The organism is Microbaculum mangrovi (assembly GCF_051390635.1).
In the GTDB taxonomy this organism is placed as follows: Bacteria; Pseudomonadota; Alphaproteobacteria; order Rhizobiales; family Tepidamorphaceae; genus Microbaculum.
Genome location: NZ_JBPODT010000003.1, coordinates 565,225 through 590,859 on the forward strand (window position 1 = coordinate 565,225; position 25,635 = coordinate 590,859).

General features: G+C 68.2%; 23 protein-coding genes. 12 read left to right on the forward strand and 11 right to left on the reverse strand.

Annotated elements, in window-relative coordinates:
- Positions 1-65: 65 nt before the first annotated feature.
- The gene (locus tag ACSF9G_RS15490) at positions 66-1,409 is read right to left on the reverse strand and encodes a ferredoxin reductase family protein (protein WP_436642988.1); all 1,344 of its coding nucleotides are present in this window, start codon (positions 1,407-1,409) and stop codon (positions 66-68) included.
- Between the two features lie 204 nt (positions 1,410-1,613).
- Here ACSF9G_RS15490 and ACSF9G_RS15495 point away from each other — a divergent pair, with 204 nt between their 5' ends.
- Both ACSF9G_RS15495 and ACSF9G_RS15500 read left to right on the forward strand, forming a co-directional pair.
- On the forward strand, positions 1,614-3,365 hold the full coding sequence (locus ACSF9G_RS15495; protein ID WP_436642989.1) for an adenylate/guanylate cyclase domain-containing protein: 1,752 nt from the start codon (positions 1,614-1,616) through the stop codon (positions 3,363-3,365).
- 115 nt (positions 3,366-3,480) lie between these two features.
- A complete protein-coding gene (locus ACSF9G_RS15500; RefSeq protein WP_436642990.1) occupies positions 3,481-5,295 on the forward strand; it encodes an adenylate/guanylate cyclase domain-containing protein in 1,815 nt (604 codons plus the stop codon).
- A gap of 17 nt (positions 5,296-5,312) precedes the next feature.
- On the opposite strand, the gene ACSF9G_RS15505 is transcribed toward ACSF9G_RS15500, so the two are convergent.
- Entirely contained in the window at positions 5,313-6,308 is a 996-nt protein-coding gene (locus ACSF9G_RS15505; RefSeq protein ID WP_436642991.1) for an L-threonylcarbamoyladenylate synthase, read from the reverse strand.
- A 135-nt stretch (positions 6,309-6,443) separates the two neighbouring features.
- Here ACSF9G_RS15505 and ACSF9G_RS15510 point away from each other — a divergent pair, with 135 nt between their 5' ends.
- The 9 genes from ACSF9G_RS15510 (at position 6,444) to ribB (ending at position 15,616) form a co-directional block, all read left to right on the forward strand.
- On the forward strand, positions 6,444-8,225 hold the full coding sequence (locus ACSF9G_RS15510; RefSeq protein WP_436642992.1) for an acyl-CoA dehydrogenase: 1,782 nt from the start codon (positions 6,444-6,446) through the stop codon (positions 8,223-8,225).
- A gap of 75 nt (positions 8,226-8,300) precedes the next feature.
- Entirely contained in the window at positions 8,301-9,167 is an 867-nt protein-coding gene (locus ACSF9G_RS15515; RefSeq protein ID WP_436642993.1) for an SDR family oxidoreductase, read from the forward strand.
- An 87-nt stretch (positions 9,168-9,254) separates the two neighbouring features.
- Complete coding sequence (locus ACSF9G_RS15520; protein WP_436642994.1) at positions 9,255-10,181, forward strand: histone deacetylase family protein; 927 nt, start codon at positions 9,255-9,257, stop codon at positions 10,179-10,181.
- 37 nt (positions 10,182-10,218) lie between these two features.
- Entirely contained in the window at positions 10,219-10,476 is a 258-nt protein-coding gene (locus ACSF9G_RS15525; protein WP_436642995.1) for an exodeoxyribonuclease VII small subunit, read from the forward strand.
- A gap of 427 nt (positions 10,477-10,903) precedes the next feature.
- Positions 10,904-11,725: an enoyl-ACP reductase FabI gene (gene fabI / locus ACSF9G_RS15530; protein WP_436642996.1), complete on the forward strand. Its 822-nt coding sequence runs from the start codon at positions 10,904-10,906 to the stop codon at positions 11,723-11,725.
- Between the two features lie 4 nt (positions 11,726-11,729).
- Complete coding sequence (locus tag ACSF9G_RS15535) at positions 11,730-12,731, forward strand: NADP-dependent oxidoreductase (RefSeq protein WP_436642998.1); 1,002 nt, start codon at positions 11,730-11,732, stop codon at positions 12,729-12,731.
- Positions 12,728-13,330, forward strand: a complete 603-nt coding sequence (locus ACSF9G_RS15540) for a histidine phosphatase family protein (protein WP_436642999.1) — start codon at positions 12,728-12,730, stop codon at positions 13,328-13,330. Before ACSF9G_RS15535 ends, ACSF9G_RS15540 begins: the two co-directional genes overlap by 4 nt.
- Positions 13,331-13,404: 74 nt before the next feature.
- Entirely contained in the window at positions 13,405-14,493 is a 1,089-nt protein-coding gene (gene aroC / locus ACSF9G_RS15545) for a chorismate synthase (RefSeq protein ID WP_436643000.1), read from the forward strand.
- Positions 14,494-14,509: 16 nt separating this feature from the next.
- Positions 14,510-15,616 (forward strand): 3,4-dihydroxy-2-butanone-4-phosphate synthase, encoded by a 1,107-nt coding sequence (gene ribB / locus ACSF9G_RS15550; RefSeq protein ID WP_436643001.1) that lies wholly within the window; start codon positions 14,510-14,512, stop codon positions 15,614-15,616.
- 10 nt (positions 15,617-15,626) lie between these two features.
- On the opposite strand, the gene ACSF9G_RS15555 is transcribed toward ribB, so the two are convergent.
- Positions 15,627-16,088, reverse strand: coding sequence for an Lrp/AsnC family transcriptional regulator (locus ACSF9G_RS15555; RefSeq protein WP_436643003.1), 462 nt, complete (start codon positions 16,086-16,088; stop codon positions 15,627-15,629).
- A gap of 186 nt (positions 16,089-16,274) precedes the next feature.
- Between ACSF9G_RS15555 and ald the strand changes: the two genes are divergently transcribed.
- Complete coding sequence (ald, locus tag ACSF9G_RS15560; RefSeq protein WP_436643004.1) at positions 16,275-17,393, forward strand: alanine dehydrogenase; 1,119 nt, start codon at positions 16,275-16,277, stop codon at positions 17,391-17,393.
- A 63-nt stretch (positions 17,394-17,456) separates the two neighbouring features.
- On the opposite strand, the gene ACSF9G_RS15565 is transcribed toward ald, so the two are convergent.
- The 8 genes from ACSF9G_RS15565 to ACSF9G_RS15600 all read right to left on the reverse strand — a co-directional run bounded on the left by ACSF9G_RS15565 (position 17,457) and on the right by ACSF9G_RS15600 (position 25,420).
- Complete coding sequence (locus tag ACSF9G_RS15565; RefSeq protein WP_436643005.1) at positions 17,457-19,517, reverse strand: vWA domain-containing protein; 2,061 nt, start codon at positions 19,515-19,517, stop codon at positions 17,457-17,459.
- Positions 19,514-20,050, reverse strand: coding sequence for an RNA polymerase sigma factor (locus ACSF9G_RS15570; protein WP_436643006.1), 537 nt, complete (start codon positions 20,048-20,050; stop codon positions 19,514-19,516). The genes ACSF9G_RS15565 and ACSF9G_RS15570 overlap by 4 nt, the downstream gene beginning before the upstream one ends.
- 53 nt (positions 20,051-20,103) lie before the next feature.
- Complete coding sequence (locus ACSF9G_RS15575) at positions 20,104-20,406, reverse strand: hypothetical protein (RefSeq protein WP_436643007.1); 303 nt, start codon at positions 20,404-20,406, stop codon at positions 20,104-20,106.
- Positions 20,407-20,507: 101 nt separating this feature from the next.
- A complete protein-coding gene (locus ACSF9G_RS15580; protein WP_436643008.1) occupies positions 20,508-21,572 on the reverse strand; it encodes a class I SAM-dependent methyltransferase in 1,065 nt (354 codons plus the stop codon).
- A gap of 17 nt (positions 21,573-21,589) precedes the next feature.
- Complete coding sequence (locus tag ACSF9G_RS15585; RefSeq protein ID WP_436643009.1) at positions 21,590-22,834, reverse strand: class I SAM-dependent RNA methyltransferase; 1,245 nt, start codon at positions 22,832-22,834, stop codon at positions 21,590-21,592.
- Positions 22,827-23,573, reverse strand: a complete 747-nt coding sequence (locus ACSF9G_RS15590; RefSeq protein WP_436643010.1) for a TlyA family RNA methyltransferase — start codon at positions 23,571-23,573, stop codon at positions 22,827-22,829. Before ACSF9G_RS15590 ends, ACSF9G_RS15585 begins: the two co-directional genes overlap by 8 nt.
- Before the next feature lie 21 nt (positions 23,574-23,594).
- Complete coding sequence (locus ACSF9G_RS15595; RefSeq protein ID WP_436643011.1) at positions 23,595-24,179, reverse strand: protein-S-isoprenylcysteine O-methyltransferase; 585 nt, start codon at positions 24,177-24,179, stop codon at positions 23,595-23,597.
- Complete coding sequence (locus tag ACSF9G_RS15600; RefSeq protein WP_436643012.1) at positions 24,176-25,420, reverse strand: lipase family protein; 1,245 nt, start codon at positions 25,418-25,420, stop codon at positions 24,176-24,178. Before ACSF9G_RS15600 ends, ACSF9G_RS15595 begins: the two co-directional genes overlap by 4 nt.
- Positions 25,421-25,635: the final 215 nt, after the last annotated feature.

Consider the following 25,635-nt stretch of genomic DNA (forward strand, 5'->3'; position numbering starts at 1 on the left):
TTCTTCGGGAACCCCGTGATTAGAGACAATCCCGCGCCGAAGTCCAGTCCGACCCGCGTCCCCGGTCAGCGCATCGAGAACAGCTCCTGATGGAACCGGGCCTCGACGTCGAAGCCGTGGGCGGCCAGGTCCGTGCGCAGCGCCTTGCCGAAGCCCGTCGGCCCGCAGAACCAGATGCTCGCCTCGCGCCAGTCCGGCACGGCCTCGCGAATGCGCGCGCCGCTGAGCCGGCCGTGCCGCGCGTCCACCAGGATGTGCAGCCGAACGTCGGCGGCCTTGGCGTCTTCCGCCAGCCGCGCCAGGGCGTCCTCGTCCACGTCCGCCGTGGTGTGGAACAGGTCGACGATCTGGCCACGGCGGTCCGTTTCCGCCCGCGCGAGATACTTCATCCGGGAGATGAACGGCGTGATGCCGATGCCGCCGCCGACCCAGATCTGCCTCGGCCGGTCGTCGTCGAAGGTGAAGCAGCCGTAGGGCCCTTCGACCTTCACCCGCTGGCCGATGCTGAGCGTGTCCGCGAGCAGGCTGGTGTGGTCCCCGAGCGCCTTGGTGACGAAAGTGATGCGCGGGTCGGCCGGATCCCAGGCCGATGCGATGGTGTAGGGATGCGCGCCTTCGCGCGCGTCCGACGTGGCGAAGGCGAACTGGCCGGTCTTGTGGCCCGGCCATCCCGGTTCCATGGCGATTTCCGATTCCAGCGCGCGCACGCCGGGATAGCGGCGCAACAGGCAGATCGTGCCGTGCACCTGGCGGCCGGCGCCGATCCGGCCCGTCAGCGCGACCAGCGCCGCATAGGTTCCCGGGATCAGAAGCAGCGCCACCACGATCCCGATCGGCGTGGTCCAGTGGGAAAACTGCACCAGCACGACCGAGTGGAATACCAGCACCAGGTAGGCGATCGCGATGAGCTTGTGGGTCTTGTGGAACTGGCGGTAGGGGAATCGCGGAACGAGCGCCAGGACGATCAGCAGCACCGCCGCGTAGAAGGCCCATTCGCCGAGGCCCTCCGCCGTGCCGCGCTGGCTCGACAAGAGCTGTTCCAGCGGATTGGTGATTTCCGGGCGCGGCCCGCGTTCCGGCCGCGACAGCAGGCCGTATCCCACCGCCCATTTCGGCCCCTTGGCCCAGAGCCAGTGGATGACCGCGAGGACGAGCGCGGCGATGCCGAACCACTTGTGCAGGCGGTACATCTTGTCGAGGCCGCCGAACCAGGCTTCCGGCCAGCGCGGCCTCAGCGCCAGCACCATGGCGAAGCTCATGGCGGCAACGGCGAGAACGCCGGTGAGCTGCACCATGTCGCCGCGCAGGGCGAAGAAGCCCCGTGCCTGGAATATCTGGAGGTTGAACGCCGTCCAAAGGACGATGAGGAGCGCCAGGGCGCCCCAGAATACGCGGGATATGGCTTTCACTGTCGTCGACCTGTCTCGAATGCGACCGCCGGACCACTCGGCATGATCCGGCCATCTGTAAAGCCGCCCGCGTAACGACAAAACCAGAAAAACGGGCGGTGCGGTTTGTTTCAGGTCAAATCGCGGGCGGGTTCCGGCCTCTGCAATCGATGGCTTTTGTCGCCCTTCGGCTCTACGCTTCGCGCTACGCCGGGGAGGGAGCCGATGCAACGCCGTCTCGCCGCCATCTTCGCCGCCGATGTCGTCGGCTACGCGCGGCTGGTCCGGGCCGACGAGGAGGCCGTCCTCGCCGCGTTCAAGGCCTTGCGGACGGAGGTCGTCGATCCCGCCTTCGGTGAATTCGGCGGCCGCGTCGTCAAGCTGATGGGCGACGGCATCCTGGCCGAGTTCGCCAGCGCCGTCGGCGCCGTGCGCGCCGCCGCTGCGATTCAGGCCCGCCTGGCCGAGAACAACGCCGCGCTGCCGGCCGACCGGCGTATAGAGCTGCGTTGCGGGGTCAATCTCGGCGACGTGGTGGTCGACGGCGACGACATCCATGGCGACGGGGTCAACGTCGCCGCGCGTCTGGAAAGCCTCGCGCCGCCGGGCGGGCTGTGCATTTCCGATGCCGTCCACGACCAGGTGCGCGACCGCACGGACCTGGCCTTCGAGGACCTGGGCCCCCGCGACCTGAAGAACATCGATCGTCCCCTGCGGGTCTGGCAGTGGCATCCCGGCCGCGTCGGCCCGGCCGGTGATGCCGCCGGCATCGCCGCCGCCGTTGCCGCCGAGATATCGGCGCCGCCGGCCGACACCAGGCCGTCGATCGCGGTCCTGCCGTTCGACAACATGAGCGGTGACAGCGAGCAGGCGTATTTCGCCGACGGTATCACCGAGGACATCATCACCGAGATATCGAAGGTCGCCGGGCTGACGGTCATCGCGCGCAACTCGACCTTCACCTACAAGGGCAAGGCGGTGAAGATCCAGGACGTGTGCCGCGATCTCGGTGTCCGCTACGTGCTGGAGGGCAGCGTCCGCAAGGCCGGCGACCGCGTCCGGATCACCGCGCAGCTCATCGACGGCGCGTCGGGCGGGCATCTGTGGGCCGAACGCTACGATCGCGGCCTCGACGACATCTTCGCCGTCCAGGACGATGTCACGGACAGGATCGTGCGCAGCCTCGAGGTCAAGCTCGCCGGCGCGATGCCGTCCCGCGTCGAAACGGCCATCGCCGAGGCATATGACTGCCTGCTTCGCGGGCGCGAGCAGTATCGGCGCTTCTCGAGGGACGGAAATCTCGCCGCCCGCGCGCTCTACGACAGGGCGATCGCGCTCGACCCGGGCTATGCCGCGGCGCACGCGGCCCTGGCCGAGACCTATCTGCACGAGTGGTTCATGGGCGTTCCCGGCGCGCTCGACCGGGCCGAGGAGCTGGCGCGGAAAGCCAGGGACCTCGATCCGACGCTGCCGCTGGTCTACGAGGCGCTCAGTTCCGTCCATCTCTTCAAGAGGCGGCACGACGCGGCGATCGCCGATGCCGTGCGCTGGGTCGAGGTCGAGCCGGGCAATGCCGAAGCTTACGCCGGGCTTGCCGGCGTGTTGCACTTCGGCGGCCAGCCCGAACGGGTCGCCGGGCTGATCGAGAAGGCCAAGCGGCTCAACCCCTATTATCCCTTCTACTACACGCTCTATGTCGGCCAGGCCCTGTTCACCATGCGCCGCTTCGGCGAAGCCGTGGAGATGATCGCGCGGGCCGTGGCGCACAATCCGGAGTCGCTGCCCTCTCAGTTCTTTCTCGCCGCCGCCTGCGGCCAGCTCGGCGAGACCGGGCGCGCACGCGAGGCGCTGGCCGAGGTCCGCCGGATCAGTCCGGATTTTTCGCTGTCGCAGGCGCGCGCCATCGCCGCGTACCGGCGCGAGGCGGATATGGACCTTCTGCTCGACGGCCTGCGAAAGGCGGGTCTGACGGACTAGGGCGCCGCGCCCCGGTCCGACCTGTCGGCGGCGCGAGGGGCGCCGTGTCTGCGGCAGCGCTCGCGCCGTCACCTTACGCGTGGATTCCTGGATATTGCGCCGGTAAACTTCCGCCATGACGGAGGAAACGCAACGCAGGCTGGCAGCGATCGTAGCGGCCGATGTGGTCGGCTATTCGCGTCTGATGGGGGCGGACGAGATCGGCACGCTCGCCGCGCTGCGCGCCTGTCGGTCCGAACTCGTCGATCCCCTGATCGGCAGGCACGGCGGCCGCATCGTCAAGACGACGGGCGACGGTTTGCTCTTGGAGTTTCCCTCGGTCGTCGCCGCCGTGGAGTGCGCCATCGCCGTCCAGCAGGGGCTCGCCGCGCGCAACCAGGGCGTCGCCGACGACCGGGCCATCCGCCTTCGGGTCGGCGTCCATGTCGGCGACATCATCATCGAGGGCGATGATATCTTCGGCAACGGCGTCAACATCGCCGCGCGCATCGAGCCCCTGTCTGAGCCCGGCGGCATCAGCCTGTCGGACGATGCCTACCGGCAGGTCCGCGACCGTCTCGAGGTCGCGTGGGAAGACGGCGGCGAGCACGAGGCCAAGAACATCGCCAGGCCGATCCGGATCTGGCGCTGGCGGAACGATCGCGGACAACCTGCGGCCCTTGGACAGAGCGCCCCGCCAGTCCCCGCGCCGACCCCCGTATTGGCCCCTGCGTCGAATGGCGCCGAGCCGCTCGAACTGCCGTCGAAACCGTCGGTCGCGGTGCTGCCCTTCGACAACATGTCGGGCGATCCGGAACAGGAGTATTTCGCCGACGGCATGACCGAGGACCTGATCACCGACCTGTCCAAGGTCTCGGGACTGTTCGTGGTGGCCCGCAATTCCTCGTTCGTGTTCAAGGGCAGGTCGGTGGATATCCGCGAGGCGGCGCAGCGGCTGGGGGTGCGCTACGTGGTGGAAGGCAGCGTGCGCAAGGCCGGCGCGCATGTCCGCATCAACGTGCAGCTGATCGACGCGCTCAGCGGCGGCCATCTCTGGGCCGAGCGGTACGACGGCAGCGTCGACAACGTCTTCGAGCTGCAGGACGACGTCGGCGCCAAGGTGGTCTCGGCCCTGTCGGTGCGGCTGCGGGGCGACGAGACCGAACGCCTGCAACGCGTCCACACCCACAATCTGGAAGCCTACGAGCTCTATGTCCGGGCCAAGGCGACGCCGTTTCCCCCGATTCCCGAGCGCATCAGCGCCGCCCGGGAAATGTTCGAGCAGGTCATGGAGATGGCCCCGGACTATGCCGGAGGATACGCCGGGGTCTCCTGGATGCTCGGATTCTCCGCCATTTTCGGCCATGTCGACATGACCGAAACCGCGGCCCGCGCCGAGGCGCTGGCCCGCAAGGCGGTCGACTGCGACGACAGCTTCGGCTGGTCCTATGTGGCGCTTGCCCAGGCGCTGTTGCTGCGGGGGCGCCACGACGACGCGATGGTGGCGATCGACAAGGCCCACGCCCTGCAGCCGAACGATGCCGACACCCACGCCTACCGGGCCTTCTTCCTGGCCCTGTCCGGCCATCCCGAGCTCGGCGTGGAGCCGATCGATCAGGCGCTTCGGCTCAATCCGCAGTTCGTCAACGGGCCGTATCTGAACCTGCGCTGCGTGATCAAGGCGATCGGGCAGGACTACGAAGGCGCCGTCGCGTCCTTCGAGCAGAACATCGCGCGTCATGGCCCGGTCGGCCCGCCCGTGCTGTGCTGGGCGGCGACGGCGTACTGGGCGCTCGGCCGGCGCGAGGAGGCCGCGCGCGTGGCGGCGCGGCTGGCCGAGCGGTTTCCCGCCTTCCGGCTTGAACACTGGAATTTCTTCGAACTCATCCGCTCGCCGGACGATCGCCGCCGCATGCACGATCTGATGCGTGCCGCCGGTCTGCCGGAGTGATGGCTATCGCTCGGGGGTCACCGCGGCGCCGCGGCGCGCCGCAGCCGGTCGTTGATTGCTTCGCCCAGGCCCGTTTCGGGGATCGGCATGACCGCGATGGTTCCGGCGCCGGAGGCGTCCAGTTCGCGCAGATAGGTGAACAGGTTCGCCGCCGCGTCGACGAGGTCGCCGCGCTCCGACAGGTTGAGCACCGCCCTGGCCGCGTCCGCGCCTTGGGGCAGGGCAGGGCCGAAGGCCAGCAGCGCCTCGTCCGCGCCGACGCGGTCGGCGGCGAGACGGACCCTGGCGTGCGGGGCGTAGTGGGACGCGAGCATCCCCGGCGCGGCCGGCGCCTCCGGATCGGACCCTGTATCGCTGGCATGGCGGGTGAGGGGGGCGCCGAGGACGGCCTCGATGTCTCCGGTCGGGATGCCACCCGGTCGCAGCAGGGTCGGTTTGTCGCCCGTACAGGCGACGATGGTCGACTCAAGGCCGACGCGACACGACCCCGCGTCGACGATCAGGGCTACGGAGTCGCCGACTTCCGCGATCGCCGCCTCCGCCGTCGTCGGGCTCACCCGGCCCGACCGGTTGGCGCTCGGCGCGGCGACCGGCCGGCCGAGTTTCTCGATGATCGCGCGGGTCACCGGGCTGTCCGGCCATCGGAGCGCGACCGTGTCGAGCCCGGCGGTGGCGAGATCGGAAATGCCGGAATCCGGGCGTTTCGGCACCACCAGGGTCAGCGGCCCCGGCCAGAACCGGTCGGCCAGTTTCGATGCGGTTTCGTCGAAAACGCCGTGGATTTCGGCCATGTCGCGGCCGCAAACGTGCGAAATCAGCGGGTTGAAGCGCGGCCGGCCCTTGGCGGCGTAGAGCCGCGCGACCGCCTCGCCGTTGGTGGCGTCCGCCGCCAGCCCGTAGACCGTCTCGGTCGGCACCACGACGAGCTGGCCGGCGGCGAGATGACGCGCGGCGGCGCTCGTCCGCTCGTCGTATTCTGCAGGAGAAGTCTCGTTGACGTGCCAGAGTTCCATGTCGTGCCGTTGACGATGCGTCCACCAAGCCTAAAGTGCGCTTCGATCGCTGGGCTCGCTATAGGCCCGGCCGGGAGCGCGCCGTCAAGCGCGCGGAACCGTGGAATTCGATTGTAGAATGTCAGGGAGGTTCGCTTGAGCTATCGCGCCCCGGTGTCCGATATCGCCTTCACCTTGCGCCATATCGCCGGTCTCGACCGCGAACTGGAGCGCGGCACCTTCGGCGATCTCAGCGCCGACCTGGTCGACGCCGTGCTCGAGGAGGCCGGCCGGTTCGCAAGCGAGGAAATCGCCCCGCTGAATGCGCCCGGCGACAAGTTCGGCACGCCGCTGCAGGATGGCGCGGTCACCATGCCGCCCGGCTGGAAAGAGGCCTATGCCAAGTGGATCGAGGGCGGCTGGGCGAGTCTGACGGGCCCGGAGGCGTTCGGCGGCCAGGCGCTGCCGATGGCCCTGTCGATCGCCACCCAGGAGATGTGGAACTCCGGCTCGATGGCCTATGGCATCGGGCCGACGCTGACCTTCGGCGCTATCGAGGCGCTCCATACCCACGCGTCGGATGAGCTGAAGCAAACCTATCTGCCCAAGCTCGTCTCTGGCGAATGGATGGGCACCATGAACCTGACCGAGCCGCAGGCCGGCTCGGATCTCGCCCTCCTGCGCGCCCGCGCCGAACCGCGCGGCGACGGCACCTATTCGATCAAGGGCACCAAGATCTTCATCACCTACGGCGAGCACGACCTGACCGACAATATCGTCCATCTGGTCCTCGCCCGCCTGCCCGACGCCCCGACCGGCACGCGCGGCATCTCGTTGTTCCTGGTGCCGAAGTTCCTGGTCAACGACGACGGCTCGCTCGGCGCGCGCAACGACGTCCGGTGCCAGAGCGTCGAGCACAAGCTCGGCATCCACGCCAGCCCCACCTGCGTCATGGCCTTCGGCGACAACGACGGGGCGGTCGGCTGGCTGGTCGGCGAGGAGAACCGCGGCCTCAATTGCATGTTCACGATGATGAACAACGCCCGCCTTTCCGTCGGAATCCAGGGCGTGGCGATCGCGGAGACGGCCTATCAGCAGGCGCTGGCCTATGCCCACGAGCGCAAGCAGGGCCGGGTGCCCGGCATGAGCCAGGACGAGGCGGTGCCGATCGTTGCCCATCCGGACATCAAGCGCACGCTGATGACCATGCGCGCGCTGACGGCGGCCGCCCGCGCGATCTGCTACGAGACGGCGGTCGCGACCGATCTCGCCCATCGGTCCGCCGACGAGGCCGGGCGCAAGGCCGCGCAGGAGCGCGCCAATCTGCTGACCCCGCTCGCCAAGGCGTTCTCGACCGATATCGGCGTCGAGGTGGCCTCCATGGGCGTGCAGGTTCACGGCGGCATGGGCTTCATCGAGGAGACGGGCGCGGCCCAGCACCTGCGCGATGCCCGCATCGCCCCGATCTACGAGGGCACCAACGGCATCCAGGCGATCGATCTCGTCACGCGCAAACTGTCGATGTCGGGCGGCGCGGCGGTGGCGGCCTATATCGGCGACCTGCGCGATGTCGCCCGTCAGGTGGCCGAGGCCAACCACCCCGCCTTCGGCCGCATGGGCGACCGCCTCGACGCGACCATCGACGCGCTGGAGCGGGCGACGACGTGGATGGTCGCGGCGCTGAAGAGCAATCCCGATCACGCGCTCGCCGGCGCCACGCCCTATCTGCGGCTGATCGCGCTTGCCGGCGGCGGCGCCGCGCTCGCCCGTGGCGCACTGATCGCCCATGGCCTGGAGGCGAGCCCGGCCAATGCCGCGCGCATCGCCACCGCCCGCTTCTTCGCCGAGAATGTCTGCCCGGCGGCGGACGGCCTGGCGGAAACGGTCGTCGGCGGTGCGGACACGGTGCTCGATACGGACGCCGCACTGGCGTCCTAGGCAATTCCCGCGCGCGGGAATTCGCGGAGCAGGTGAAGAACCTGGCAGGAAAAAAACCGGGTCGGGAGGACCGCAATGACGACGCTTCAAGGCAAAACCCTGTTCATCACCGGCGCGAGCCGCGGCATCGGTCTCGCCATCGCCCTGCGCGCGGCGAGGGACGGGGCCAACGTCGCCGTGGTGGCCAAGACGGCCGAGCCGCATCCCAGGCTTCCCGGCACGATCTACTCGGCAGCCGAGGAGATCGAGGCGGCCGGCGGCAAGGCCCTGCCGGTCGTCTGCGACATTCGCGACGAGGACCAGGTGAAGGACGCCGTGGCCAAGACCGTCGATCGCTTCGGCGGCATCGACGTCTGCGTCAACAACGCCAGCGCCATCTCGCTGACCGGCATCCTCGAGACCGACATGAAGCGCTTCGACCTGATGCACCAGATCAACGCGCGCGGCACCTTCATGGTCTCCAAATACTGCGTTCCGCATCTGCAGCAGGCGGAGAACCCGCATATCCTGATGCTGTCGCCGCCGCTCGACATGAAGACGAAGTGGTTCGCCCCGCACACCGCCTATTCGATGGCGAAGTTCGGCATGAGCATGGTGGTGCTGGGGCTCGCCGGGGAGCTGAAGGCCAAGGGCATCGCCGTCAACGCGCTGTGGCCGCGCACCACGATCGCGACCGCCGCCGTCAGGAATCTGCTCGGCGGCGAAGCGCTGATGCAGGCGAGCCGGACGCCGGACATCATGGGCGACGCCGCGCGCGCCATCCTGACGCGGCCCTCCCGCGACTTCTCCGGAAATTTCTGCATCGACGACACGCTGCTCTTCGAGGCGGGCGAGCGCGATTTCGACAAGTACCGCGTCGATCCGTCCGTCGACCTGCAGCAGGACTTCTTCGTGCCCGACGACAGCGTCGCGCCCGTCAGCCTGAAGAAGGTGGGCGCGTAGGCCGCGAACGGCTTTCCACGCCCTTCACCTACGTCCTGCGAAATTCTAGTTTGACCTCTTGATGGTGCCGAGAAAGCAAGCAGCCCCGTGTCGACCCTGTATCTGACCCATCCCGATTGCTTGGACCACGACAACGGCTTCGGCCACCCGGAGCGGCCGGATCGGTTGCGCGCGATCGAACGGGCGCTGGAACACGAGGCGTTCCACAACCTGATTCGCGAGCAGGCCCCGCTCGGCACGCTGGAGCAGGCCGCTCTCGCCCATCCGCGGGCCTATGTGGAGAGGATCGCCGCCGCCGCACCGGCCGACGGCATCGTCCAGCTCGACGCGGACACGTCCATGTCGCCGGGCAGCCTGCAGGCGGCGCTCAGGGCGGTCGGCGCGGCCACGACGGCCGTCGACGAGGTGATGGAGGGCAAGGTCCGCAACGTCTTCTGTGGCGTGCGCCCGCCCGGCCATCACGCCGAGAAGGTGAAGGCCATGGGGTTCTGCCTGTTCGGAAACGCCGCCGTCGCCGCCTACCACGCCAGGCGGAAGCACGGCGCCGAGCGCGTCGCCGTCGTCGATTTCGACGTTCACCACGGCAACGGCACCCAGGACATTTTCTGGGACGACAAGGACATGTTCTACGGCTCCACGCACCAGATGCCGCTGTATCCCGGCACCGGCGCGATTTCGGAGACCGGTGTCGGCAACATCGTCAACGCGCCGCTGCAGCCCGGCGACGGCGGCCCCGAGTTCCGGGAGGCGATGGAGGCCGTGATCCTGCCGGCGCTGGAGCGATTCGCGCCCGATCTCCTGATCGTGTCGGCCGGATTCGATGCCCATGCCCGTGATCCGCTCGCCAACCTCAATCTGGTCGAGCAGGATTTCGCGTGGATAACCAAGCGATTGCTGGAAATCGCCGACAACTCCTGCAACGGCAGGGTCGTCTCGCTGCTCGAAGGCGGCTACGATCTCCAGGGGCTTGCGCTTTCGGCCGCCGCGCACGTGCGCGCACTGATGAGGGCGTGACGGGGCAAGGGTCGATAAGAGTTAGAAGAGGACAAGAATGACGTCGCGAGTAGCCCCGGTACCCCAGGATATCGCCGAATTGTCCTTCGAGGACGCGCTGAAGAAGCTCGAGGAAATCGTCGAGCAGCTCGAAGGCGGCAACGTTCCGCTGGAGAAGTCCATCGAGATGTACACGCGCGGCGACGCGCTGCGGAAGCATTGCGAGGGGCTGCTGAAGTCGGCGGAGGCGAAGGTCGAGAAGATTGTCGTCAAGGATGGCGGCGCCGCCGGCACCGAGCCGCTCGACGTCGACTAGGCGCGCGCCTCCCGGGCGCTCCCGAGCCGGATGCCCTGAGAAATCCGGATCGCAATGCCGCGGCCCATGTCGTTTCCCCGTCAGGCCCGGGTCGGCCGCGGGTATCTTTCGCCAATGTGCCGAGATTGCCGGAACGTGCCCGGCAATGACGTGCATGGGACGAAGGCGCGAACGATTCAGAGCCCCTGCCACTCACGCGTCATGCCCGGGCCCGCCCCGGGCATCTCGTGCCACCTTCCGGATTCTGCCCACTTTCTCAGTTTGTTAGCTGAGACCCGGTGCAGTCTTTGCTTGCCCCGGCGGGAATGGGGCAGACGTGATCCTGTCTCCACCCGCATGGGCCTGCGTCCGCCGGCGCCTTGCGGTATTCCGACCGCCATGCCATAGGAACCGCGCGGCGGCACGATTTTTGACTAGAGGGCAGAGTATGAGCGAATCCCGGGGTTTGATGGCGGGCAAGCGTGGTCTCATCATGGGGATCGCCAACAACCGTTCGATCGCCTGGGGCATCGCCAAGGCGTGCGCGTCGGAAGGTGCGAGCCTGGCGCTGACCTACCAGGGCGAGGCGCTGAAGAAGCGGGTCGATCCGCTCAGCCAGGAGCTCGGCGCGACCGTGGTCGGCCATTGCGACGTCACCGACGAGGCCAGTCTCGATGCCGTTTTCGAGGAATGCCGCAAGCTCTGGGGCGGCCTCGATTTCCTGGTTCACGCCATCGCCTTCTCCGACAAGGAGCAGCTCGACGGCCGCTACGTCGACACCACCGCCGACAATTTCAACAGGACGATGTTCATCTCCTGCTACTCCTTCACCTCGATCGCCCAGCGCGCCGAGAAGCTGATGGACGATGGCGGATCGATGCTGACCTTGACCTATTACGGCGCCGAGAAGGTGATGCCACACTACAACGTCATGGGCGTCGCCAAGGCGGCGCTCGAGGCCAGCGTGCGCTATCTCGCCGTCGACCTCGGCGCCAGGAACATCCGTGTCAACGCCCTGTCCGCCGGCCCGATCAAGACGCTCGCCGCCTCGGGCATCGGCGACTTCCGCTATATTCTCAAGTGGAACGAATACAATGCGCCGCTGAAGCGCACCGTCACCATCGACGAAGTCGGCCAGTCCGCCCTATATCTGTTGTCGGACATGGGCCGCGCGGTGACCGGCGAGGTCCATCACGTCGATTCCGGCTACCACGTCGTCGGCATGAAGTCGGTCGACGCCCCGGATATCTCGGTCGTCAAGGACGAGTAACGCCATGACAACGAACCGCCTCGTCCGGCTGCGGAGCCGTCCCGTCGGGATGGTCAGGCGCGACGATTTCGAGATCGTCGACGAGCCCGCGCGCGACGCGGGCGAGGGCGAGTTCCGCGTCAGGATCGAGTACGTGTCGCTCGATCCGGCCATGCGCGGCTGGATCGCCGCCGGCAAGTCCTACGTGCCGCCCGTCGAGATCGGCGCGGTGATGCGCGGGTTCGCCGCCGGCCGCGTCGATCAGTCCAACCATCCCGACTACAAGGTGGGCGATGCCGTCGCCGGCCTGCTCGGGGTGCAGCATTATGCGGTGTCGAAGGGCGAGCGCTGCTTCAAGGTCGATCCGACCAAGGCGCCGCTGCAGCGCTGGATCGGCGGCTTGGGCATGCCTGGCCAGACCGCCTATTTCGGCCTGCTCGAGGTCGGCAAGCCGAAGCCCGGCGAGACCGTCGTCGTTTCCGCGGCATCGGGCGCGGTCGGTTCGATCGTCGGCCAGATCGCCAAGATCGTCGGCTGCCGCGCCGTCGGGATCGCCGGCGGGCCCGAGAAATGCCGCTACGTGGTCGAGGAGCTCGGCTTCGATGCCTGCGCCGACTACAAGGGCGGCAACCTGGCCGAGGAGTTGAAGGCGGCCTGCCCGGATGGCGTCGACGTCTATTACGAGAACGTCGGCGGCGAGATCCTCGATACCGTGCTGCCGATGATGAACCTGTTCGGCCGCATCCCGGTCTGCGGGCTGATCTCGGCCTATAACGCCACCGAACCGCAGCCCGGTCCGAAGAACCTGCGCTCGATCCTGGTCAACCGCCTGACGATGCGCGGCCTGATCGTCTTCGATTTCCAGGACAGGATGGCCGAGGCCAACGAGAAGCTGGGGCAGTGGCACGCCGAAGGGCGGCTGAAGATGCGAGAGGACGTGCGCGAGGGCGGTATCGACGCCTTTCCGGACGTACTCAACCTGCTCTACACCGGCGGCAATTTCGGAAAGCTGGTCCTCAAGCTGTGAGTGAACTGAAAGCGTCTCTCTACCTGATCCGCCACGGCGAGACGGACTGGAACGTCGAGGGCCGACTGCAGGGCACCAAGGATATCGATCTGAACGCCCGTGGTCGCGCCCAGGCAGCCCGCAATGGTGCGGTGCTCGCCGGGCTGCTGGAGACCGACGGGCTTGCGGAGGCCGATGTCGACTGGGTGGCGAGCCCGCTCAGGCGCGCCCGCGACACCATGGAGATTCTCCGCCGGGAGATGGGCCTCGATCCCGCAGGCTATCGCGCGGATCCGGCCCTGCGCGAGGTGTCCTTCGGCGAATGGGAGGGCGAGACCCTGAAGGAAGTGAAGGTCCGCGACCCGGAAGGCCACGCCGCCCGCAAGGCCGACAAGTGGGCCTATGTGCCCGCCGGCGGCGAGAGCTACGAGATGCTGTCGGCGCGCATACGGCCGTGGCTCTGCGGCCTGAACCGCGACACCGTCTGCGTCGCCCACGGCGGCATCACGCGTGTTGTAAGGGGCATGCTGGAGGGTATCCCGAGCACAGAGATTCCGGTCACCCTCATCCCGCAGGACAAGATCTACGTCTGGCGCGGCGGCCGGGCGGAGTGGATCTGAGCCGTGACCGGGTCGTTTGACGCCGCTGCGGCCGCCTTCTAGAACGTTTCGGCCACTTTCGGACCGCTTTGGCAATGTCACACAATACGTTCGGCCATCTCTTCCGCGTTACCACCTGGGGCGAAAGCCACGGGCCGGCGATCGGCTGCGTGGTCGATGGCTGCCCGCCGCGGATTCCGCTGAGCGAGGCCGATATCCAGCCGTGGCTGGACAAGCGCCGGCCCGGCCAGTCGAAATACACGACCCAGCGCCGCGAACCCGACGCGGTGAAGATCCTGTCGGGCGTCTTCACCGATGCCGACGGCGAGCAGGTGACGACCGGCACGCCGATCTCGCTGATGATCGAGAATGTCGATCAGCGCTCCAAGGACTATTCGGCGATCGCCGAGAGCTACCGGCCCGGCCACGCCGATTTCACCTACGAGGCGAAGTACGGCATCCGCGATCCGCGCGGCGGCGGCCGGTCTTCGGCCCGCGAGACCGCGATGCGGGTCGCCGCCGGCGCCGTTGCGCGCAAGGTCGTGCCGGGGCTGACGGTGCGCGGCGCGCTGGTGCAGGTCGGGCCCCATGCCATCGATCGCGCGCGCTGGGACTGGGACGAGGTCGACAACAACGATTTCTTCTGCCCCGACGCTGGGACCGCCGCGATCTGGGCCGACTATCTCGACGCCGTCCGCAAGGCGGGGTCCTCGACCGGCGCGGTGATCGAGGTCGTCGCCGAGGGCCTGCCGTCCGGCCTAGGCGCGCCGATCTATGCCAAGCTGGACCAGGACATCGCCTCCGCGCTGATGTCGATCAACGCGGTGAAGGGCGTCGAGATCGGCGCGGGCTTCGCCGCCGCCGCGCTGTCAGGCGAGGAGAACGCCGACGAGATGCGGATGGGCAACGACGGATCGGTCCGCTTCATGTCCAACAACGCCGGCGGGATACTGGGTGGCATCGCGACGGGCCAGCCCGTCGTCGCCCGCTTCGCGGTCAAGCCGACCTCGTCGATCCTGACCCCGCGCCGGACCGTGACCCGCTCGGGCGCGAACGCCGAGATTTCCACCAAGGGCCGCCATGACCCGTGCGTCGGCATCCGCGCCGTGCCTGTCGGCGAGGCGATGCTGGCCATAACGATTGCCGACCACTATCTGCGTCACAGGGCGCAGGTCGGCGCCTGAGTTTCGAGGAGCCTCAATGACAGAAGACATGCGCCGCGTCGCCGAAGCGATCCGTGCCATCGAGCATGGCGAGATCGTCGTCGTTACCGACGACAACGACCGCGAGAACGAGGGCGATCTGATCATCGCCGCCTCGCACGCCACGGCCGAGAAGATGGCCTTCATCGTGCGCCATACCTCCGGCATCGTCTGCACCCCGATGACGCGGGAGGACGCCCGGCGGCTGCGGCTCGATCCGATGGTCTCCGACAACGACGCCCCGCACGGCACCGCTTTCACCGTCTCGGTCGACTACCGCTTCGGCACCACCACCGGCATTTCGGCGGAAGACCGCTGCGCCACGGTCCGGGCGCTGGCCAACTCGAATGCCGGCGCCGGCGATTTCGTTCGGCCCGGCCACATCTTCCCGCTGATCGCCAAGGAAGGCGGCGTGCTGATGCGCTCGGGCCATACCGAGGCGGCGGTCGATCTGTGCCGGCTCGCCGGGCTTCCGGCGGTCGGCGTCATCTGCGAACTCGTCAACGATGACGGCTCGGTGACCCGCGGCGAGCAGGTCTCCGCCTTCGCCGAGACGCATGGCCTGAAGCTGGTCTCCGTCGCCGACCTGATCTCCTACCGCCAGCGCCAGGAGCGGCTGGTCGAGCGCATCGAGGAGGTCCATATCGACACCTTCGCGGGCCCGGCAACGGCGATCACCTATGCGACGCCGTGGGATCCGATGCAGCATCTGGCCGTGGTCTTCGGCGATATCCGGGACGGCCGCAGCGTTCCCGTGCGCCTGCATCTGGAAACGGTGCTCGACGACGTGTTCGGTGCCCACTCCCAGTTCGATGGCATGGTCAAGCACATCGCCGAAGGGGGCAGGGGCGTCGTCGTCTACCTGCGCGAGGGATCGGTCGGCGTCGCCCGCGGCCGCAGCCTGCGATCCCGCCACGAGGACGAGGCGCACGCGACCGCCCAGTCCCGCGAGGAGCAGTGGCTTGAAGTCGGGCTCGGCGCGCAGATCCTGCGCGATCTCGGCATCTCCACCATTCGCCTGGTCACTACCACCCGCGCCCGCCACTATGTCGGCCTCGGCGGCTTCGGTATCGAGATCGAGGACACCGAGATCTACGAGGGGTAGGGTCGCGCCCCTAAACGGGCAGCGCCGTCGTGCGCTTGACCTCGCGCAGCGCCAGCGTCGAATTCACCCGCACGACGCCGGGCAGGCGGGTGAGGATGTCCGTGTGGATCCGCTCGAGGTCGGCGGCGTCGCGATAGACGACGCGGACCAGAAAGTCCGACTGGCCGGCGAGCAGGTGGCACTCGGGAATCTCCGGTACGGTCCTGACCGCGGCCTCGAAGGCATCGAGCGCCTGCCGGCCCTGCTGGTCCAGCGTGATGAACACGAAGGCCGTCCCGGGCAGGCCGCAGGCCTTCTGGTCCAGGATCATCGCATAGCCGGCGACGAGGCCGGAGTCCTCGAGAAGGCGCACCCGTCGCAGGCAGGCGGACGGCGACAAGCCGACCCGCTCGGCCAATTCCGCGTTGGTCAGCCGGCCGTTCTCTTGGAGGACGCGCAGGATCGCACGGTCGCGGGCATCGAGCTCGATCATTGGCATATTATTCGAGCCTTCTCTGTAAGCGTGGCGGAACGTTGCGCAAAATAAACAATCCACGGGTGATATTTCAATCACCTTGCGTACCGCCCGTGGCATGCTTTTCTCAATAGCGACGGACAGGCCGCGCGCCCGGTGGGCCGTGAGCTGGCGTCGTGACAACCTGTTCCGGGAGAATCCGCAATGCTGGTCGGTGTGCCGAAGGAGATAAAGAACCACGAGTATCGCGTGGGTCTCGTTCCCTCGTCCGTTCGCGAGCTCGTTCATCATGGTCACGACGTCATCGTCGAGGCCGGTGCCGGCGTCGGCGCCGGCCAGTCCGACGAGGACTATGTCGCCGCGGGCGGAACGATCGTCGGTGCCGCCGACGAGATCTTCGCCAGGGCCGACATGATCGTGAAGGTGAAGGAGCCGCTGGCCGTCGAGCGCAAGAAGCTGCGACCCGGCCAGATCCTGTTCACCTATCTGCATCTGGCGCCCGATGTCGAGCAGACCGAAGACCTGATCGCGTCCGGCGCGATCTGCATCGCCTACGAGACCGTGACCAGCCCGAACCGCACCCTGCCGCTGCTGACCCCGATGTCGGAGGTCGCCGGCCGCATGTCGGTGCAGGTCGGCGCCCGCTGTCTGGAGAAGGAGGCCGGCGGCCGCGGCGTCCTGCTCGGCGGTGTGCCCGGCGTGCCGGCGGGCGACGTGGTGATCCTCGGCGGCGGCGTCGCCGGCACCAACGCCGCGCTGATCGCGCTCGGCATGGGCGCGACGGTGACCGTGGTCGACCGCTCCGCCGACGTGCTGCGCCGTCTGGTCGCCGAGTTCGGCACCTCGATCCGCACCATGTTCTCCACCCGCGACGCCATCGAGACGCTGGTCACCGGCGCCGACCTGGTGATCGGCACGGTGCTGGTGCCCGGCGCCGAGGCGCCGAAGCTGGTGACCCGCGAGATGGTCGCCGGCATGAAGACCGGCTCGGTCATCGTCGATGTCGCGATAGACCAGGGCGGCTGCTGCGAGACCAGCCGGCCGACCACGCATTCCGAGCCGACCTACGTGGTCGACGGCGTGGTGCACTATTGCGTCACCAACATGCCGGGCGCGCTCGCGCGCACCTCGACCTTCGCGCTCAACAACGTGACGCTGCCCTTCGCGCTCGCCATCGCCGACAAGGGCTACCGGGTCGCGCTGGCGGAGGATCAGTACCTGCGCGACGGCCTCAACGTCATCGAGGGCATGGTGACCTGCAAGCCGGTCGCCGATGCCCAAGGCCGCGAATACGTGAAGCCGGAAGCCGCGCTGAAGCTCTGACGGGCTTTTTAAGCGCGGCGATCCGAAGGGCGGCCGACAGGGCCGCCCTTTTCTTAAGTGCGATCAGTTCCGGTCGAGCGTCTTGGCCAGCCGCACGAGGCCGACGAATTCGCTGCGATAGCCGAACGGATCGGCGCCGCGCGCGCCGGCCGCCAGGTCGGCGATCGCGTCGTAGCCGTAGTCGTCGACGAACCGGTCGTGGCGTAGCGTCTGGCCGAAGGCCGCGACGCTCGCCGCGAAGCGATAGTCGTCGGACAGCGCATCGATCGAGTCGTGCTCCATCGCCGTCGTTACCGGCACGGTGATCCGTGTGGAGGTATCTTCGTCCGGCAGCTTGTAGCGCAGCTTCAGGAACGCGTACTCGCCGGAGGTGTCGCCGGACGTGTCGGGCGAGGCGGTCGTCGCCGCGTCCGGGCCGGTCTCGCCGGCCGGGCCATAGCGCAGGTCGTCGACGAGCTGGGCCGGGCTGCCCGTTGGCGTGATCTCGTAGATCGCCGTCACCGTATGACCCGATCCGATGTCGCCGGCGTCGATCCGGTCGTTGTTGAAGTCCTGGGTGGCGAGCGCCCGGGTCTCGTAGCCGATCAGCCGGTACTCGCTGACGGTCGACGGATTGAACTCGATCTGCACCTTGACGTCCTTGGCGACGGTGAACAGTGCCGCCCCGGCTTCCTCGACCAGCACCTTCCGCGCCTCGTTGAGCGTGTCGATATAGGCAGCTACGCCGTTGCCGTTCTGCGCCAGCGCCTGCATCAGGCTGTCCTGGTAGTTGCCCTGGCCGAACCCGAGCACCGACAGGAAGATGCCGCTCTTGCGCTTCTGCGCGATGAAGGTCTTCAGCGCCTCGGGGTCGGACAGGCCGACATTGAAATCGCCGTCGGTGGCCAGAAGCACGCGATTGACGCTGCCCTCGCGCCTGGCCACTTCGGCCAGCCTGTAGGCCGCCTCGATACCGGCCGCGCCGGCCGTCGAGCCGCCCGGTTGCAGCGTGTCGATGGCGTCGAGGATCTTGGTCTTTTCGCTCGCGCGCGTCGGTTCCAGCACCGTCCCGGCCTCGCCGGCATAGGTGACGATCGACACGGTGTCGTTGGCCCCGAGCTGGTCGAGCAGCATGCGGAAGGCGGTCTTGAGCAGCGGCAGCTTGTCCGGCGCGTTCATCGAGCCCGATACGTCGATCAGGAACACCAGGTTGGTGGCCGGCCGCGCCGTCGGCACGACGTCATAGGCCTTCAGCCCGATATGCAGGAGCTTGGTGTTCGCGTTCCAGGGCGAGGGATAGACGGCGACGTTGGTCGAAAACGGCGTCTGCGCGTCGGCCGGCAGCGGATAGTCGTAGGGGAAGTAGTTGATCATTTCCTCGACCCGCACCGCGTCGCGCGGCGGCATCCGTCCCTCGTTCAGCATGCGCCGCACGAACGAATAGGCTGCCGTGTCGACGTCGACGGAGAAGGTCGAGACCGGCTCGGCCTTGACCGATTTCACCGGATTGGACTCGAAGGCCGTGAAGCTGTCGCGCGCGGTGTCCGGCGCGGCGATCACCTGGTCCGCCGGTGCATGCGGCAGGATGCCGGGTGTCCGCTTCTCGGCCTGCACCGATCCGCCGACGGGAGCCGGTTTGCCGGCGAGAGCCGGGTGGGCCGCTTCGTTCGCGGTGACGGCCCGCAGCTGCCCTGGTTCCGGGGCGGGAACGCCGACATCGGCGAGCCGGTCGGTCCTGTCCGGCACCGGCGGCGGGCTCGGCTGCCCGACGGTCGACTCCGACTTGCGTTCCGAGACCCTACCCCCGGCGTCGCGGTCTCCGCTCACGATCGTGCTCGGTTGCGACGGGGTGAAGGGATAATTTTCGAATACCTGATAGGCGAGCAGCGCCGCTGCCGGCAGGATCAGTAGCGAGGCCGCGACGGGCGCGGAAATGCGGGTGTGGTCCATGAGCCATCTCCAAGGGTTGCTCCAAGCCCCACCCTTGAGACGACGCCTGTCGCCCGCGCCTTGGTGCTCGCGCGATTTTTCGTCCGCACTCGAAGCGTCGAATGCGGCAAGACCGGCCTGAAGCGCTGCCGAACGGGCGTCCGCCGACGGCTCCGGCACGGTCACGTGTTTCAGCTTGTCGAGGTCGTCGGTCATTGCAGTTCGCCTTCGAGCAACGTTTTCAGGCGCCCCTTCGCTTTCGAGATGCGCCAGGCGATGGTGCCTTCCGCGCAGCCCAGCACGCCGGCGGCCTCCGCGTGGCTGAGCCCCTCCGAATAGACGAGCAGCACCACGTCGCGCTCCGCGTCCGGCAGCCGGTCCACGGCGTCCCAGAGGGCATCGGCGGGCGCGTTGCAATCGGCGGCTTGCGCCTGGGTCTCGGCCATGACGGCGAAGTCCGCCGCCCGTTTCTCGCGCCTGGCGCGCGACTTCGCGGCATCCCGCACCGTGTTCAGCGTCACCCGGTAGAGCCAGCTCGTGAACGCCGAGCGCCCGTCGAACGAGCGGATCGCCTTGCCGAGCTTGACGCAGACGTCCTGGGCGTGGTCCTCGGCCTCGCCGACATTTCGGCACCACTTGTAGGCGACGCGGAAGATGAACGGATAGTGCCGCGCCAGCAGCGCCGCGAACGCGTCGCGGTCGCCCTGCGCCGCCTGTTCCACCAGAGTCGCGTCGCTCGTTTCGGCCATCTCGACAGTATTAGACGACGGCGTTTGGCAAATCCTTGGCGGGCGGGGTGAATTTATTCGGACGCCGTGGACCGGTCGCGCCTCGCCGCCGCCGGAACGATCGGCCGCGTCCGCCTGAGCGCGACCCCGAGCCGCCGCCCGAACCGCGGCTCGGCGATACGGATCAGCCTGTCGAGGTGGTCCGATCGCCGTCGAACGGATCTGAGCCAGCGCCGCGCCGTCGAGCTGGTCGCGACGAGAAGGGCCAGCCCGAGCGCCATCAGCGGCGCGCCCGTCGGCAGCGGCGTCGGCACGGTGATGACGCCGGCGATAAGCGCCAGGATGGCGAATGGCTTGAGGACGAGCGCGTAGAGCATCGTGTGACCGCGTTCGCCACGTCCGGGCCTGCGATATCGGAGGCTTCGTTGGCGCTTAACGGACTATGCGTTGGCTATGTGAAGGCCGTACGGCCGTTCTGTTACGGCTTCTTGAACGCCATCACCTTCGAGACGAAGGCCGGGGTCGCGGAGACCGGCTCCAGGCCAGCCTCGCCGAACAGGGCGGTGAGGTCTTCCCGCGTATAGCTCTCGTAGAACGGCTCGTGGAAACCGCTCGGGAACATCTCCAGAAGCCCGTCATAGTCAGGCACGTCGCCGAGTTGCAGCGAGTCGATGAAGACCAGCGTGCCGTCGGGCTTGAGCACGCGGGCGAATTCGTGCGCCACGACGCGGCGGACCTTCGGCGGCAGTTCGTGGAACAGGAAAATGGTCGTGACCACGTCCTGGCTGTCGTCGGGCAGCGGCAGCGCCTCGGCGTTGGCGACGGCGAAGCGGGCGCGTCCGCGGCGCCTGAAGTGGCGGCGGGCCTCCTCGACATAGGGCTCCGACAGGTCGAAGCCTGTCGGCCGCACGCCGGGAAAGGCGTCGGTCAGCGCACGCAGGAAGCGTCCGGTGCCGCAGGCCACGTCGGTCAGGGCGACGGTGCGCTGGTCGCGGCCCTTCAGCGCCGCGTGGATCGGCACCAGCGCCTGGCGGCGCATGGCGTTGGCCGTGCCGTTGAACAGCACCTCGACCTGCAGGTCGTAGATCTTCGCCGACCCCTCCGAGAGGTAGCCGCCCGACTGGTAATGGAAGTTCTGCAGGTAGTAGCGCGGGAAGCGGCCGCGGAATTCCTCCGAGAACACTTCCTGATGCGCCTCCTCGCGGCGGCGCGTGAAAATCTCAGGCAGGTCGAGGAAGAACGCGCGGCTGCGGTCGAACCGCTCAGGCAGCGCGCCGTCATGGTCCTTCGGCATCGGATAGATGCCGGCCTCGACATTGGCGAGATCGCGGACCAACAGGGCCGCCAGGTCGCGCCACAGCCGGTCCCGGTTCGGCGTCGGCTTTGTCGCGCCGCGGTGCCGCCGGGCGTCCGGGTGTTTCTCCTCGGCCATCCGCCTGAGCCGCCCCATGGCATAGCCATGGGCCAGATACCAGGCGATGCGCGGGCCCTGACGAAGGCCGTATCCGGCCCGCAGCCCAATCCGTTCGATCGCGGTCGCCATGCCTGTGCTCCTGATCTTCAGGTATCGCGCGACAGTTCTGCTACCGCCTCAATATGGGGTGAGTACAGGAATTGATCCACCGGTGTGATCCGGTCGACCCGATAGCCGCCGTCGACCAGGGTTTTCAGGTCGCGCGCGAGTGTCGCCGGATTGCAGGACACGGCGACGACCTTGGCCACGTTCGCGGCGGCGATCTCGCGCGCCTGCGCGTCGGCGCCGGCCCGCGGCGGGTCGAACACCACCGCGTCGAACGCCGACAGTTCCCCCGCGCTCATCGGCATGCGGGCGAGATCCCGCTTGAGCGTTTCCATCGGCTTCACGCCCCTGGCGCGTCTTGCCGCGTCGGCAAGCGCGTCCAGCGCCGCGCCGTCGCCCTCGACGGCCAGCACGCGCGCCTGCCTTGCCAGCCTGAGCGCGAAGGTGCCGATGCCGGCATAGAGATCGGCGATGCGGCCCGCGCCGGCGACGGCGTCGCTCACCAGCCGGCCCATCACCGTCTCGGCGCTGGCGGCCGCCTGCAGGAAGGCGAGCGGTGGCAGGGCGATCTGCATGCCGTCGACGGCCACCGTCGGTTCGGCGAAGGTCATGACGGGCTCGCCCGCGATGGAGAGCCGCGCGATCCCCAGTTGCTGCAGCAACGGCGCGGCGAGCGGCGCCAGCGCGGGCGGGCGAGGGCGCGGGCCTTCGAAGGCGACGTCCAGGCCGGTATCGGTCGCGGTGACGCCGATGCGGACCTCGCCCTTGAACGGGGTCAGCGGGCCGGCGAGCTTGGCGAGCCCCGGCAGCACATTGGCGATTTCCGGCCGCAGGATCGGGCATTCCTCGATGGCGACGATGCGGTGGCTGTGGCGTGCGTGATAGCCGAAGACCGCCTGCTTGCCGACGCGGCGCGCCGCGAAGACCGCGCGCCGGCGCGATCCGGTCGCCACCGGCACGACCGGATCGACGGAGGCCTCGACGCCGCGCTGGGCCAGCGGCACGCGGAGCTGTTCCCGCTTCCAGGCGAGATAGGCCTCCGGCTTCATGTGCTGCAGGGCGCAGCCGCCGCAGGCGCCGAAATGCTTGCAGGTCGGCGCGGTGCGTGCCGGGCTCGTCTCCAGGAGCTTCAGCAGCCTGCCGCGGTCGCCGGTGCGCTCGATCTCGACGCGCTCGCCGGGCAGCGTGAACGGCACGAAGACCGTGCCGGTCTCCGTCTCGGCGATGCCGTCGCCGAGGTGGCCGAGCCGGGTGATCGTGACGGTTTCGACGGTCGGTTTAACCACGGTCGACCCCCTTCCGCGCGCCGAGCAGGAACTCCCGGTTGCCGTCGCCGCCCGCGATCGGAGAGGCGATCAGGCCGAGGACGGTCCAGCCCTGCGCGGCCAGCCAGTCGGCGATCGCGTGCGCGACCCGCTCGCCCTCGGCCGGATCGCGGACGATTCCGCCCTTGCCGAGCGCCTCGCGGCCGACCTCGAACTGCGGCTTCACCAGCGCCACCAGCATCGCGCCGGGTTCGGCGAGCGCCAGGGCGGGGGGCAGGGCCAGCCGCAGCGAGATGAAACTGACGTCACAGACGACGACGGCGATCGGATCGGCGATGTCGGCGGCCGACAGCACCCGCGCGTTCAGGCCCTCGTGGCTGACCACGCGCGGATCCTCGGCGACCTCGGGGGCGAGCTGGCCATGGCCGACGTCGACGGCGTGGACGCGCGCGGCGCCACGATCGAGCAGGACCTGGGTGAAGCCGCCGGTCGACGCGCCGACGTCGAGGCAGGTCTTGCCGGCGACATCGAAGGCGAAGGCGTCGAGGCCGGCGACGAGCTTCAGCGCGGCGCGCGACACCCATTCGAGCGCGGGGTCGTCGACGTGGATGGCCGCGTCGTCCGGAACAGCCGACCCGGGCTTGACGGCCGGGCGGCCGTCGACGCTGACCCGCCCGCGCAGGATCGCGTCGCGCGCGCGCGCCCGGCTCGGCGCCAGCCCGCGCCGCACCAGAACCTCGTCCAGCCGAACGCGAGGCATCGCGGAGATCCTTTCAGCCGATCAGTAAATCCACGGGACGAGCCGCTTCGTCCGCTCGCTGTAGCGGCGATAGTCGTCGCCGAAGGTTTCCAGCATCATCGCTTCCTCGCGTTTGATGCGGAACAGGTAGAGCGTACCGAATCCGACGAGCCCCGACAGCCCCGCGATCCAGTTGGGCAGCAGGAACGCCTGCGCCAGGGCCCACAGGAAGAAGGCGGTGTACATCGGGTGGCGGACATAGGCGTAGACGCCCTGCGTGATCAGCCGATGCGCCTCGCGCATCTTGAGCGTCACCGACCAGTTGCGGCCGAGATCGCGATGCGTGCGGTAGAACAGATAGAGCGAGCCGGCGAAAAGGGCGGCACCGATCCAGCCCTGCGCCGGGCTGAAGCCGTAGTCCGCGAACCCGCCGAAGCCGAACAGGACGTAGACGAACGGCAGGACGCCGAGGCCCGTCGCCGAGATCGTCATCAACAGAAGCTCGATCCGGTCGGCGCTGTTGCGGCTGACGGCGGTCCGTCGCGAGCGGCGTTCGTGCGGATACCGGATCACGTACCAGCCCACGGCCCCGACCACCCAGATGATCTCGGCGATGTCCGGGGTCACGGCGCCGGCCTCGCTGGCCCGGAATCGACCGTGGGGCTCTCCGCGTCCGGGATATAGCGGCCGTCTTCGGCGAAGTTTTCGATCGAGGCGGTCATGTCGTCGATGCGCGCAGCCTGGGTCATCGGCCCGCAGCAGGCCATGAAGAAGTCATAGTGGTAGCGTGCCCCGTTGCCCATGACGAACTGGCGGTGTAGTCGCAGGAAATTGCCCTTGAACAGCTTGTAGGACGCCTCGCCCAGCATCGATCGGATCCTGGCGGTGCGGATCACCGGCGCGCGCGGCGCTTTCAGCCCCAGCACCCTGCCCGGGTCGGTCCGGTAGAAATTGAGCGGATCGACCAGTGCGGTGTAGTCGATCCAGGCGATATCAACGGTGTCCAGCACGCGCTCGATCGACCGCCGCAGGCCGCGTGCGGCCGGGTGCAGCGCGACCTTCAGAAGCGACGAGCCGACGGTCATCAGCGTGATCGGCGGTCCCGCCTTGGCGAGGTCGGGATCGCGGCGCAGCGTGGCCGACAGCGTCTCCGCAGCCAGCACCGCGCCGAGACTGTGGCCGACGATCAGCACCTCGTCGGCATCCGTCTCGCGGACGGTTCTGTCGAGATCCTCGGCGAAGAGCTTGAGCCGCTCGCGGTAGCTGCGCCGCCGCCCCCAGGCGATGGCGCTGGCGAAGCTCCAGTCGTTCAGCATGTAGCGATAGCGCAGCCTGTCGCCGGGCCATCGCGCCAGCCCCCAGAAGATGGCGATGCCGAGCGGAACGCCCGCGAACCACGGCATTGGCACGCCAAGCCCGGCGATGCCGTAGACGATTGACGCGGCGATGGCGGCAAACAGCACCGAGAGCGCGAACGGGTAGAAGGAAAACAGCCAGTATCGCCAGGCGACGACGATGTAGCGAAGGGCCGTTCCGGTCACGATGAAATCGAGGAGGGCGAGGAGGCCGGCGGGGATCGCGCGCCAGTCGGGCCGGGCGAAGTCCTCTTCGATCAGATCGTTCCAGGAATAGTAGCGAAGCTCGGTTTCGACGCGCCAGTTCGGCCCCTGCGCGACCACCGGCCACACCTGAACGGCGGGATCGGAGTGGACAATTGGCTCTCCGACGGTCGTCGCGATATTCCAGGTGCGATCGAACCGTCCGATTTCGCGGACGAACCGATTATACTGTCCACTCGCCGAAACGTGCTCGTATCCGCCAAGGAATATGACGCAGCGTTTACTGACGGTGTCGGAAGTCGCTGCCATGGCTTCGCAAACTAACGTGGATTACCGGGCACAATCGATAAATGCCGAACCGGACCGGCGCAATCGTTCAGGAACCGCGAATGGAAAGTGCTGAGGCAAACGCATTCGAGATCGACTCGCTTATGGTCTCGTAGAAAAATAGACGGGCCCCATGCGCACCGGGTACTGCTCGCCGAGTCGGGTAGGAGGCTGACTATACCGGGTGTCCAACGTCG

What these genes read in the sequence shown, in the direction of transcription:
- ACSF9G_RS15495 (WP_436642989.1), top strand. Translation starts at nt 1,614, where the DNA reads ATGCAACGCCGTCTCGCCGCCATCTTCGCCGCCGATGTCGTCGGCTAC.
- ACSF9G_RS15500 (WP_436642990.1), top strand. Translation starts at nt 3,481, where the DNA reads ATGACGGAGGAAACGCAACGCAGGCTGGCAGCGATCGTAGCGGCCGAT.
- ACSF9G_RS15505 (WP_436642991.1), bottom strand. Translation starts at nt 6,308, where the DNA reads ATGGAACTCTGGCACGTCAACGAGACTTCTCCTGCAGAATACGACGAG.
- ACSF9G_RS15515 (WP_436642993.1), top strand. Translation starts at nt 8,301, where the DNA reads ATGACGACGCTTCAAGGCAAAACCCTGTTCATCACCGGCGCGAGCCGC.
- ACSF9G_RS15525 (WP_436642995.1), top strand. Translation starts at nt 10,219, where the DNA reads ATGACGTCGCGAGTAGCCCCGGTACCCCAGGATATCGCCGAATTGTCC.
- fabI (WP_436642996.1), top strand. Translation starts at nt 10,904, where the DNA reads ATGAGCGAATCCCGGGGTTTGATGGCGGGCAAGCGTGGTCTCATCATG.
- ACSF9G_RS15535 (WP_436642998.1), top strand. Translation starts at nt 11,730, where the DNA reads ATGACAACGAACCGCCTCGTCCGGCTGCGGAGCCGTCCCGTCGGGATG.
- aroC (WP_436643000.1), top strand. Translation starts at nt 13,405, where the DNA reads ATGTCACACAATACGTTCGGCCATCTCTTCCGCGTTACCACCTGGGGC.
- ribB (WP_436643001.1), top strand. Translation starts at nt 14,510, where the DNA reads ATGACAGAAGACATGCGCCGCGTCGCCGAAGCGATCCGTGCCATCGAG.
- ACSF9G_RS15555 (WP_436643003.1), bottom strand. Translation starts at nt 16,088, where the DNA reads ATGATCGAGCTCGATGCCCGCGACCGTGCGATCCTGCGCGTCCTCCAA.
- ald (WP_436643004.1), top strand. Translation starts at nt 16,275, where the DNA reads ATGCTGGTCGGTGTGCCGAAGGAGATAAAGAACCACGAGTATCGCGTG.
- ACSF9G_RS15565 (WP_436643005.1), bottom strand. Translation starts at nt 19,517, where the DNA reads ATGACCGACGACCTCGACAAGCTGAAACACGTGACCGTGCCGGAGCCG.
- ACSF9G_RS15570 (WP_436643006.1), bottom strand. Translation starts at nt 20,050, where the DNA reads ATGGCCGAAACGAGCGACGCGACTCTGGTGGAACAGGCGGCGCAGGGC.
- ACSF9G_RS15575 (WP_436643007.1), bottom strand. Translation starts at nt 20,406, where the DNA reads ATGCTCTACGCGCTCGTCCTCAAGCCATTCGCCATCCTGGCGCTTATC.
- ACSF9G_RS15580 (WP_436643008.1), bottom strand. Translation starts at nt 21,572, where the DNA reads ATGGCGACCGCGATCGAACGGATTGGGCTGCGGGCCGGATACGGCCTT.
- ACSF9G_RS15590 (WP_436643010.1), bottom strand. Translation starts at nt 23,573, where the DNA reads ATGCCTCGCGTTCGGCTGGACGAGGTTCTGGTGCGGCGCGGGCTGGCG.
- ACSF9G_RS15600 (WP_436643012.1), bottom strand. Translation starts at nt 25,420, where the DNA reads ATGGCAGCGACTTCCGACACCGTCAGTAAACGCTGCGTCATATTCCTT.